The sequence below is a fragment of the Paraburkholderia haematera genome, assembly GCF_905220975.1.
GTDB lineage: Bacteria > Pseudomonadota > Gammaproteobacteria > Burkholderiales > Burkholderiaceae > Paraburkholderia > Paraburkholderia haematera.
This window is the reverse complement of record NZ_CAJNBK010000052.1, coordinates 1-10,743: the sequence shown is the minus strand read 5'-3', so window position 1 is coordinate 10,743 and position 10,743 is coordinate 1. Positions and strand designations below refer to the sequence as shown.

At 60.7% G+C, this 10,743-nt stretch carries 11 protein-coding genes; 5 read left to right on the top strand and 6 right to left on the bottom strand.

The genetic code is table 11. The annotated features are described in order from the left end of the window. Positions 1 to 211 precede the first annotated feature (211 nt). From KHO23_RS34630 to KHO23_RS34620, 3 genes are all read right to left on the bottom strand, one after another. The gene (locus KHO23_RS34630) at positions 212 to 517 is read right to left on the bottom strand and encodes a single-stranded DNA-binding protein (RefSeq protein ID WP_211617510.1); all 306 of its coding nucleotides are present in this window, start codon (positions 515 to 517) and stop codon (positions 212 to 214) included. Between the two features lie 111 nt (positions 518 to 628). Continuing rightward, positions 629 to 1,552: a LysR family transcriptional regulator gene (locus KHO23_RS34625; RefSeq protein WP_211617509.1), complete on the bottom strand. Its 924-nt coding sequence runs from the start codon at positions 1,550 to 1,552 to the stop codon at positions 629 to 631. 203 nt (positions 1,553 to 1,755) lie between these two features. After that, entirely contained in the window at positions 1,756 to 2,664 is a 909-nt protein-coding gene (locus KHO23_RS34620) for a LysR family transcriptional regulator (protein WP_211617508.1), read from the bottom strand. On the opposite strand from KHO23_RS34620, the gene KHO23_RS34615 reads away from it, so the two are divergent. The 4 genes from KHO23_RS34615 (at position 2,663) to KHO23_RS34600 (ending at position 5,220) form a co-directional block, all read left to right on the top strand. Continuing rightward, positions 2,663 to 2,809, top strand: coding sequence for a hypothetical protein (locus tag KHO23_RS34615; protein ID WP_211617507.1), 147 nt, complete (start codon positions 2,663 to 2,665; stop codon positions 2,807 to 2,809). The genes KHO23_RS34620 and KHO23_RS34615 overlap by 2 nt on opposite strands. A 38-nt stretch (positions 2,810 to 2,847) precedes the next feature. Continuing rightward, positions 2,848 to 3,591, top strand: a complete 744-nt coding sequence (locus KHO23_RS34610) for an SDR family oxidoreductase (RefSeq protein ID WP_211617506.1) — start codon at positions 2,848 to 2,850, stop codon at positions 3,589 to 3,591. Positions 3,592 to 3,683: 92 nt separating this feature from the next. Continuing rightward, positions 3,684 to 4,580, top strand: a complete 897-nt coding sequence (locus KHO23_RS34605; protein ID WP_211617505.1) for an SDR family oxidoreductase — start codon at positions 3,684 to 3,686, stop codon at positions 4,578 to 4,580. Between the two features lie 85 nt (positions 4,581 to 4,665). Next, positions 4,666 to 5,220 (top strand): cyclic nucleotide-binding domain-containing protein, encoded by a 555-nt coding sequence (locus KHO23_RS34600; protein WP_211617504.1) that lies wholly within the window; start codon positions 4,666 to 4,668, stop codon positions 5,218 to 5,220. 66 nt (positions 5,221 to 5,286) lie between these two features. Here the strand turns inward: KHO23_RS34600 and KHO23_RS34595 are convergent, their stop codons facing one another. From KHO23_RS34595 to KHO23_RS34585, 3 genes are all read right to left on the bottom strand, one after another. Continuing rightward, positions 5,287 to 6,312 (bottom strand): aldo/keto reductase, encoded by a 1,026-nt coding sequence (locus tag KHO23_RS34595; RefSeq protein ID WP_211617503.1) that lies wholly within the window; start codon positions 6,310 to 6,312, stop codon positions 5,287 to 5,289. 221 nt (positions 6,313 to 6,533) lie between these two features. Next, on the bottom strand, positions 6,534 to 8,261 hold the full coding sequence (locus KHO23_RS34590) for a tetratricopeptide repeat protein (RefSeq protein ID WP_211617502.1): 1,728 nt from the start codon (positions 8,259 to 8,261) through the stop codon (positions 6,534 to 6,536). 290 nt (positions 8,262 to 8,551) lie between these two features. Beyond that, positions 8,552 to 9,103 carry a DUF4142 domain-containing protein gene (locus tag KHO23_RS34585; protein ID WP_211617501.1) on the bottom strand — a complete coding sequence of 184 codons (552 nt, stop codon included), beginning with the start codon at positions 9,101 to 9,103 and terminating at the stop codon, positions 8,552 to 8,554. 412 nt (positions 9,104 to 9,515) lie between these two features. On the opposite strand from KHO23_RS34585, the gene KHO23_RS34580 reads away from it, so the two are divergent. Continuing rightward, positions 9,516 to 10,499 carry a chemotaxis protein gene (locus KHO23_RS34580; RefSeq protein WP_211617500.1) on the top strand — a complete coding sequence of 328 codons (984 nt, stop codon included), beginning with the start codon at positions 9,516 to 9,518 and terminating at the stop codon, positions 10,497 to 10,499. The last annotated feature ends 244 nt before the right edge of the window (positions 10,500 to 10,743 follow it).

Sequence of the window (10,743 nt, the reverse complement as noted above, 5' to 3'; positions counted from 1 at the left end):
TTTGAGCCGCTTTCTCTTGCTTACTTCTCTTTGCGGCAGGCAAAGAGAAGTGAGTGCCGCCCCGCACAGGGGCAACGCTAATAGACCACTAACAAAGCAAGGAAAGGCCAACCCCATAAAAGCACAAACAAAACGCGCCGAGCAGGCAAAAAAACCAATAAAAGCACGCCCGCAGCCCAACCACCAATACCGCCGCCAAAGGCAAAAAACCTTACTCTTCCCCCCGATACGCCACAAGCACCCTATGTGCAACCATATCAATAGCAGGCTTAACCAACCCATTCTTGTCAGTCCAAACCTTAGGCGTCAACGCCCCACTAAGCGCAACACTATCCGCATCACCAAGAGCCAGCAGCGCAGCCTGCACTTCATCATCAAACGCGATCACATTGACAAAAATCGTATCGCCATCATTGGTGGCCGCCCTGACCTTGCAGGTCACAAAGCGCTTGCCATTCTGCCCCGTGCGAATCTGCGCCTCGCCGTACAAGCGCCCGCCCACCAGTCCATCGATCATCGTCCTGCTCCTGTTATTCCGCACCGTGCAAAAAGCAACATCGCTCAGCACGGCACGTATGATCCCACGATCCACGGCACAGCTTGCACAAAAGCACAAACCGCTCGCGCATTACGCGCCAATCACCATATCCACACCGCGCACCAGACGCTTCGCTAACCGAGGCTGCCGCAATTGTTCAAGCCACCATTGCAACGCGCGCCCCTCATGATCGCCACGCCACGCGACATACAGCACGTTCGGCTCGCGCGGATCGGCTGTGGCCTTCTCCACCAGTTCACCCTTCTTCAGCAACGAAGCCACGCGCTGACGCGGCAACCAGCCCACACCCAAACCATCGCGCTGCGCAAGAATCTTGGCCCGCATGGACGGCACGGCGAGCGATGACTGCCCGCCGATCACACCGTACGCGCGCCCCGCCGTTGCGCGTGACGAATCGGCCACCGCCACCGAGCGATGCTCACGGATGTGTTCGCGTCCGAGCGGCCCTTCGACACCCGCCAGCGGATGGCGTGGCGAGACGGCGAATACCCACTCCATCACGCCCAATTCGAACCAACGCAGACCAGGAATCGCAGGCGGTTCGTTGGTCGCACCGACGATCAGATCCGCGCGGCCGTCGCGCAATGCCTCCCATGTGCCGCTCAAAACCTCGTGCGTGAAGCGTAGCTTGACACCGGAGTCGAGCGCGTCGAACGTGCGCATCACCGGCATCAACAGTTCAAATTCGATAATCTCGTCAGTCACCACCCAGAGGCGGTCTTCCCAGCCGCTCGCAATCTGCCGCACGCGCTGTGTCATACGCGACATGTCGAGCATCAGACGCGCGGCTTCGTCGGCAAGCATCTGGCCAGCAGGCGTCAGTTGCAACCGGTAGCGGCGACGGTCGAACAGCAACGCGTCGAATCGCGTCTCCAGTTGCCGCGCGGCATGCGAAATCGTCGACGGCGCCTTGCCCAGCCGCGCCGCCGCGCGTGACAGGCTGCCGGTTTCGCGAATTGCTTCCAGTAAGGCCAGTTCGTCTTCTGACAACATGTTCCATTCCTTCGAATGTGTTCACATGGAAGACATAGTACGGTTGGACGGCAACGTGGGTCCACCACGGCGAAATGGCCTCACGTTAATGACAAAACAGTAGCGAACGGCGCTTTCGAAACAACCGCATGACCAATGCGTCACCGCGCCATTTGCCATTTGCCACGCGCCATGTGCCGCACGCCTGCACTGAACTCACGCGCTTACCGCGTACCCGTCGGCACCCCAGCCGCCTCGAAAATATCGCGCAACCATTGCGCAAATACCCGCACACGCGACGACAACTGGCGATTCTGCGGATAGAGCACCGAAACCGGCATCGGCGGCGGCGGGAAGTCCGCGAGGATGATCTTCAACCGCCCGGACGCCAGTTCATCCGCCACACGGTATTGCGGCACTTGTACGATGCCGAGGCCGGCCACCGCCGAGCCTGTGTAGAGATCGGCGCCTGTCACCGACACCGTCGACGGCAGGTACATGGCCGTATCGCGGCCGTCGAGCTTGAATTCGAGCGGCACCGGCTTGCCGGTCGCGCTGGACAGATAATTGACCGCACGATGCGTGGACAAGGCCGCCGGATCGGCCGGCTCGCCATACGTCTCCAGATAAGCCGGACTCGCCACCGTCACTTGCGGCAACTGCGCAACGCGCCGCCCCACCATCGACGAATCCTGCAGATTGCCCGCCCGCAGCACACAATCGATCCCCTCCCGCACCAGATCGACCAGCCGGTCGTCCTCGCCGATCGTCAGTTCGATGTCGGGAAACCGCGTGAGAAACGCCGGTAACGCCGGCACGACGAAGTGCCGGGCCAGGGTGCCCTGCAAATTCACGCGCAACAGGCCCTTCGGCGCAATGTTGGAAAACGAGCCCTCCGCCTCCTCCATATCGGCGATCAGTCGCACGCAGCGACGGTAGTACGCCTCGCCGTCATGTGTGAGCCGTACCGAGCGCGTGGTGCGCTCGAGAAGCCGCGCGCCGAGCCGCTGCTCCATGCGCTTCATCAGGTTGGTGACGGTGGCGCGCGGAATCTGCAAGTCGTCCGAAGCGCGCGTGAAACTCTGCCGCTCGGCGATCCGTATGAACACCCGCATTTCCTCGAAACGATCCATGGTCGAACCCTATGGGGCGGCCGGCGATCCGGAGGCCGGCGATCCGGAGGCCGGCTATCCGGCGGCCAACCAACCAATTATTAAAGCAAATGGAATGATGATGGCAAGTCTAACCCGATTATCTCAGCCAACAAAGCGACCATGATTCGTTTCACCAACCCACCCCACAGAAGGAAACGAATCATGAACACGATCAAAAACGCTCAAGTCGCCATCGTTACCGGCGCATCCCGTGGCATCGGCGCGGCGGTTGCGCAACGCCTCGCCAAGGACGGCTTCGCGGTTGCCGTCAACTACGCGTCGAGTTCGACGGAGGCCGACGCGCTCGTCGCGGAACTCACGGCGGCGGGCACGAAGGCCATCGCCGTGAAGGCCGACGTGTCGAAAGCCGACGACGTCCACCGCATGTTCGAGACCACCGAACAGCAACTCGGCAAAGTGGACGTCCTGGTCAACAACGCCGGCGTGCTCAAGACGGTGCCGCTCGCCGACACCAGCGACGCGCTGTACGACCAGACCTTCGACATCAACGTGCGCGGCACCTTCAACACCCTGCGCGAAGCGGCTGCACGGATGAACAACGGCGGACGCATCGTCAACTTCTCGAGCACGACGCTGGCGCTGAACATGCCGGGCTACGCGATCTACAACGGCACCAAGGCCGCCGTCGAAGCATTCACGCACGTGTTCGCCAAGGAATTGCGCGGCCGCAACATCACCGTCAACGCGGTTGCGCCGGGTCCGATCGCAACCTCCTTGTTTCTCGACGGCAAGACCGAAGAACAGATCCAGACCTTCGCCAAGATGCCGCCGCTGCAACGCCTCGGCCAGCCGGACGACATCGCCTCGGTGGTGTCCTTCCTCGCCGGCCCGGATGCAGGCTGGGTCAACGGCCAAATCCTGCGCGCCAACGGCGGCGTGGCTTAACCACGCTTGAAAACGCGTAAAGAGCCTTTCTCACAGTACGTTTAAACGTCGTATCACTTTTACGAATCACGAATCACGCATCGGAGAAGAAAATGCAGAAGAACGTCATCCTGGTCACGGGCGCGGGTACGGGCATCGGCAAGCTCACCGCGCAATCGCTGGCCGAAGCCGGCCATATCGTCTACGCGACGATGCGCGATGTCGAAGGACGCAACAAGCCGCGCGCCGACGAAATGCGGGCGCTCGCCAGCGCGAAGGACATCCCGTTGCATCCGCTCGAACTCGACGTGTTGTCGCAAGAATCCGCCGATGCCGCCGCCGCGACGATCGTCCGCGAGCAGGGACGGCTCGACGTGGTGATGCAGAACGCGGGGCACCTGGTAGTCGGCCCGACCGAAGCGTTCACGCCCGAAGAAATGGTGAAGGTGTTCGACACCAACCTGTTCGGTGCGCAGCGTGTGAACCGTGCGGTGCTGCCGTATCTGCGGCAGCAGGAAGCCGGACTGATGGTATGGATCAGCAGCACGACCACCAAGGGCGGCTTTCCTCCCTTCCTCGGCCCTTACGGTGCTGCAAAGGCTGCGATGGATTCTTTGGCGGTCACGCTCGCCTACGAAATCGCGCGCTTCGGTATTGAAACTTCGATCGTGGTGCCGGGCGCGTTCACTCGCGGTACCGCACACTTTCCGAGCGCCGGTCAGCCTGCCGATGCAGAACGCGCCGCCGCCTATGCGCGCTACGACGGCGTAATGGATCAGATCGGCGAGCGCCTGTCCGAACTCACGCCGGACGACGCCGATCCGCAAGCCGTGGCCGATGAAATCGTGCGGATCGTCGCATTGCCTTCGGGCGAGCGGCCGATGCGCTCGGTGATCGACTTCGTCGGCGACGGTGCGCGTGAAGTGCTCGAGGTCTCGGAGCGCGTGCGTATCGAGTTCGCCAAGCGGATCGGCATGGGCGATCTGCTCGAAGCGAAGATCAAGCGTTAGTCAGGCATGACAGCGAGGGACGTCAAGGGTGACAGGTCAACCTTGGCGTCTCGCCATTCCTTTCCCGCTTTGAACCTGCACCCTCATGAAACCCTCAATCCTGGCCGCCTGCGCCGTGCTGCTGCCGTTTCTGATCGCCGCTTGCGATGCAAAACCGCAGTCGCCGGATGCGTCCATCACCATGCAGAGTACGGAAATGAAACCCTCTGTGACTTACCTTCATCTGTTGAAGCACACGCCCTTTTTCACGAATCTGACGACCGGGCAACTGCGTTGGGTGATCGGTCATTCGCATGAATGGGAAGCGCAACCCGGCACTGTGGTCGTGCAATGCGATGGCAGCGCACACAGTGCCGCGAGCGATCAAGGCATGTGGATTCTTCTGGACGGCGGTTGGCAAATCGAATACGGCCAACATTCGTATCCGGCGGGCCATGCAAGTGCGGGGAAATGGTTCAGCGCGGCGGTGACCGATCGGCCGTGCAGCCTCGTCACGACCGAACACAGCTACGTGATGAAGATCGAACGCGCCGACTTTGACGCCATGCTCGAACAAGGTTTCGCATTCAGCGCGCATCTCGATACGGGCCGCCGTTACTACAGCGAACTGTTCGCCGCTCCTGCTGAACTCGTCAAATAGCCGTCGAGCCGGAGCGGGTTGTTACGCTGTGCAAACGCCCAGGAAGCCAACGCCAAAGCGGCACACTTAAACCCCCTTGGGATTACGCTCCCCAAATCCTTCCTGATGCCAGTACGGATACGCGGGACGCACAGCGCTGGCAGTGTCGAGTTTCGCCACCTGTTCGGGCGTCAGATTCCAGCCCACCGCGCCGAGGTTTTGCCGCAACTGCTCCTCGTTGCGCGCGCCGATCAACACCGTCGATACGGTAGGCCGCTGAAGCAGCCAGTTCAGCGCGATTTGCGGCACCGTCTTGCCGGTTTCGGCCGCGACTTCGTCGATTGCGTCGAGCACGCGGAACAGATATTCGTCCGGCACCGGCGGCCCCATGTCGGCGGTTTTATGCAGACGGCTCGATTCCGGCAACGGCTGACCGCGTTTGATCCTGCCGGTGAGACGCCCCCAGCCGAGCGGACTCCATACCACCGCCCCCACGCCTTGATCGACACCGAGCGGCATCAACTCCCATTCGTAGTCGCGGCCGATCAGCGAATAGTAAGTCTGGTTCGCGACATAACGCGGATAGCCGTAACGATCCGCGGCGTCCTGCGATTTCATCAGATGCCAGCCGGAGAAATTCGACACCCCGGTGTAGCGGATCTTGCCGGCGCGCACGAGATCGTCGAGCGTCGACATGACTTCCGCAACCGGCGTCTTCGCGTCGAAACCGTGCAACTGGAACAGATCGATGTAATCGGTTTGCAGACGTTTGAGCGCCGCGTCCACCGCCTGGATCAGATGAAAACGTGACGAGCCGACATTGTTCGGACCGTCGTCGAAACGGAACGTCGCCTTGGTCGAGATGATCGCTTTGTCGCGCTTGCCCTTGAGCGCTTCACCGAGCACCGACTCGGAAGCACCGCTCGAATAGATGTCAGCGCTGTCGAACATCGTGACGCCCTCATCGAAACAGATGTCGATCAGGCGACGCGCTTCGGCCACGTCGGTGGCGCCCCACGCCTGAAAAAATTCGCCCTTGCCACCGAACGTGGCCGTGCCGAAACTCAGTACCGGCACCTTGAAACCGGATGCACCCAGATGTCTGTATTCCATTGACGTATCTCCGTGGCCTGGCCGTCGATAAGCGGACGTTCAGTCTACGCGCGTCCGGGCCAACGTGGCTAACGTGGCTAACGTGGCTAACGTGGCTAACGTGGCTAACGGCTCGCATTGTGGTGACAGATGCCGAGCGTGCTCAAAGCACGCCGTCACGGCAACGGAGCGAAGCGTGCGACTCCGGCCTGTCCGACTGACGCGCGGCCACGGTTTTATCTTCAGTGCGCCGCAGGTTGTCCCGCGGCGCTCAACGCGGCAAGCGCGTCACGTGTACGTCGAATCACGCTATCCCAATCGCCCAGTGCTGGTTGCCTGAACAGCCTCGCTTGTGCATACCAGGGCGTATCGGTGCGTTCCAGCATCCAGCGCCAGCATGTGTCGAAGCGGTTCAGAATCCATACCGGCTTGTTCAACGCCCCGGCCAGATGCGCGGTGGACGTGTCCACCGATATCACCAGGTCGAGGTTTGCCACCAACGCGGCCGTATCGGCGAAGTCATCGAGTTCTTCCGTGTAGTCGACGACGCTCAAGGCCGAGTCGCCGCGCGGCAGTTGCTGCGCAGCCGACCCTTTTTGCAGGCTGAAAAACTGCACGTTCGGCACATCGAGAATCGGTGCGAGCCGCTCGAATGTAATCGAACGGCGCGCGTCATTCTTGCGAAGCTCGGCGACATGCGGCCGATTCCCGCCGGCCCAGACGAGTCCGACCTTCAAGCGTCCTTGCGCGTGTGCAGCGATACGCTCGTGCCATTCACGCGATGCCTGCGGCTCAGCAAAAAGATAAGGCGTCGTTGACGGGATACTCGTGAGATCGGTCTTGAACGCGAGCGGCAAACTCAGCAATGGGCAGTGGCAATCGAACGGCGGCAGTGCGTGCCCCGCTTCGATCAATTGATCCACACCGTCGAGCGTGGACATGAGCCGCATCAGCTCGCGCGGTACTTCCAGCACGACTTTTGCGCCGAGCTTCGACACCATCCCGGCATAGCGGCAAAACTGCAGCGTGTCGCCGAGACCCTGCTCGGCGTGCAGCAGAATCGTTTTGCCGTCGATTGAAAAATCACCCAGCCAAAGCGGTTGCGCAAAGGTGCGCGTGCCGGCCTTGATCCGGCTACGCTCCCAGCGCCATTCGTATTCCTTCCAGCCCGCTTCCAGCTGCCCCAGTTGCAGCAGACACAACGACCGGTTCCAATGCGTCTCGGCGGCGGTTGGATTCACGGCCAGCGCGCGCTCATAGCTCTGCAACGCTTGCGCGTGCTCATTGAGATCGATCTGGGTCAGGCCGAGATTGTTCCATGCATCGGCGAACGCGGGAGCAAGTTCGAGCGCGCGCTGATAGCTTTGCCGCGCTTCGTGCGGCTGGTTCAGATCGCTAAGCGCATTACCGCGATTACTCCACGCGTCTGGATAGTTCGGCTGCAAGGCGAGCGCATGATCGCAGCTCGCGAGCGCATCGGCGGGACGGCCCAGATCGCGCAACACGCAGGCGCGGTTGTTCCAGGCTTGCGCGAAATCCGGCATCAAGGCGATCGCGCGATCAAAGCTGCCGAGTGCTTCAAGCGCCAGGTTCAGACCGGCTTGCGCATTACCGCGATTGTTCAGCGCATCCGGGAATCTGGGTTGCAATGCGAGCGCGCGATCGGCACTCGCGAGTGCTTCGTCGAAACGGTGCAAGGCATTGAGCGCATAGGCGAAATTCGAATGAAGCGGCGCCTGTTTCGCGTTGACGGCGAGCGCCTTCCTGATGAACTCGATGCCCTCCTGTACACGACCTGCTTGTAGCGCGAGCGAACCCAACAATTGCAGTGCCTCGAAATGGCGCGGCTTGAGTTCAAGAATCTCGCGGTAGAGTTCTTCGGCTTCGGCGAATGCGCCGTTGCGCTGAAGCGCGACGGCTTGCCGAAGCATATGCTCCAACTGTTGCGGGAGATTGGCAGGCTTGCCCATGCGGTGAGCTTTGATTGAATGCGCGTGGAATCGGGAAATTGCTTTCGATCTGAGTGAGTCGCGCAGGAAACCGCGCGGGCCAGACCCGAAAGAACGAAGCCGATTATCGCCGAAAAAAACGCATTCGGCCTGCTACATGCAGGAGGCCGTGATTGTCCGCGTGAGAGAGGGGTATTGCCGGTTCTTGAGTGCGTCTTTTGAAGGCGTTTCCTGTTGCCGCATGGCGGTGCGCGTCACGCCGCAACGTGACGCGCACCGGGGGCTCAGACTGTGCCTGGCGTGCGACTTAGTTACTGGGCCGTCAGATGCTTACGCTTGGCGAGCTCCTGAGCCATCGCGTAGTGCTCCTGGATCGTCGGCAGTGCCTTCTTCGCTGCGTCCTTCAATTGTTCGTCGCGGCCCGAGGCAATTTCCGCCTGGAAAGCCGACAGCGCTTTCTGTTCGCCGGCGAGCGCGACCTGCTCGATATAGGCCTTATCGAAGTCCGCGCCGCGCAGGTTATTGATGCTCGCGAGCACCGCGGTGTCCGGATCGTTCTTCGGCACGTCGACGCCACGCGGGCTCGCGGCACGCAGCGCGTCCGAGATTTTCGCGTTGTCGTTCGACACACGCTCGGCGAATGCCTTCACGTCCCGGTCGGTGGAGCGCGAGGTGGCGATGCGCGCGGCGTCGCGCTGCGTGGCGACAGCCTTGGTGGCGTCGGTGATGAATGCCTGGTCGGCCGCATGAATCCGAACTGCGTCCGGCGCCGCCGGCGCGGTCTGCGCGTTGGCTGCGGTAGCGACGACCATGAGACTGGCGAAACAGGCACTGGTGATGGTGGCGAGAGGCAAGCGAATCATACGTTCTCCTTGAGGTGGAAGCGAAACAACAGCGATGCGCGTGCGCCTTGGCGATTGCGTGCGATTGCATGCGATTGCGTTGATACCTTGCAAGCCGCTTGCAACTGACTAACGGCGTCGCGCTCTTATCGCTGTGCATTCTAGGAGGCGCATTGCCGCGCATGTGAAACCATGCTGTCGCTTCTGTAACGTTAGGTAACCTTCATACGAATTACCTGGCTTTGCTGTAGGGTCGCGGCCCTCTTCCTGCCCCGAATAGCGTTGGGTGTTAGCCAGAAAGCATCAGTAAACCGCCTGAATTCACTGAACTTTTCTGCGATTGCGCCGATAACGAATAGATAGGGCATGCGCCAGGGCCGAACGAACGGTATGCATGGCGCACTACTCGCACCGCAATCCCTGGAGAGTTTCGATGGCAGTCGATCACCGCGCGAACGACGAACGCAGCAACCTGACGAGTTCCAACAAATTCGAATTGTTGCTGTATCGGCTGGGATCCGTTCCTGGCAGCGACGCGCATGAGCTTTACGGCATCAACGTCTTCAAGGTGCGTGAAATCTCGACGATGCCGCAGGTGACGCCGATTGCCGGTTCCTCGCCCTATGTGATGGGCGCGGTGGACATTCGCGGACAGATTATTCCCGTGATCGATTTGCCGCGGCTGATGGGCTGCGAGCCCACGCGCGGATTGAACATATTGCTGGTGACGGAATTCGCGCGTTCGACGCAGGCTTTTGCGGTCGAGGAAGTGGATGACATCGTGCGGCTCGAATGGAACCAGGTGCTATCCGCCGAAGGCGCGGCCGGTGGCAATCTGGTGACGAGCATTGCGCGTATTGACGGCAACACGGGCGACTCGCGGCTCGCCCAGGTAATCGATGTGGAGCAGGTGTTGCGTGATGTGTTTCCGTCGCAGCATCCGAGTGTGGATCCAACCTCCGTGGGTGAGGCGTTGGGCATTCGCCGTGGTGCCAAGATTCTTGCTGCGGACGATTCAGGTTTTGCGCGCAAGCTGATCGAGCAGGCGTTGAGCGCGATCGGCGCGGATTACGTGATGACCAAGACTGGCGAGGAGGCTTGGAATACCTTGCAGCAGGTCGCGCGTGAAGCGCAGGCTACCGGCGCGCGGGTGAAGGACAGTATTGCGCTGGTGTTGACCGATCTCGAGATGCCGGAGATGGATGGGTTTATGTTGACCCGTCAGATCAAGGCTGATGAGCGGACTCGAGATATTCCGGTGATTATTCATTCGTCTTTGACTGGCGCCGCGAATGAGGCGCATGTGAAGAATGCTGGGGCGAATGGGTATGTGGCGAAGTTTGCAGCTTCTGAGCTCGCTGATGCTATTCGGAATGCGCTTGGGTCTGTGCCTGCGGCGGAAGGGGTTGTTGGTTGAGGTTGGGTTTTTGCCTTTGGCGGCGGCATTGTCTGTGTTTTTGTGGCGGTAGCCTTTCCTTGATTTGATTGCCTGCTCGGCGCTTTCTTCTGTGCGCCTGTGGGGTTGGCCTTTCCTTGTTTTCTTAGTGGTCTATTAGCGTCGCCCCTGTGCGGGGCAGCACCTACTTTTCTTTGCCTGCCGCAAAGAAAAGCAACCGTATTGGAAGTCAAGCGGCGAACAGGTGCTCAAGGTAGCAAGTGTC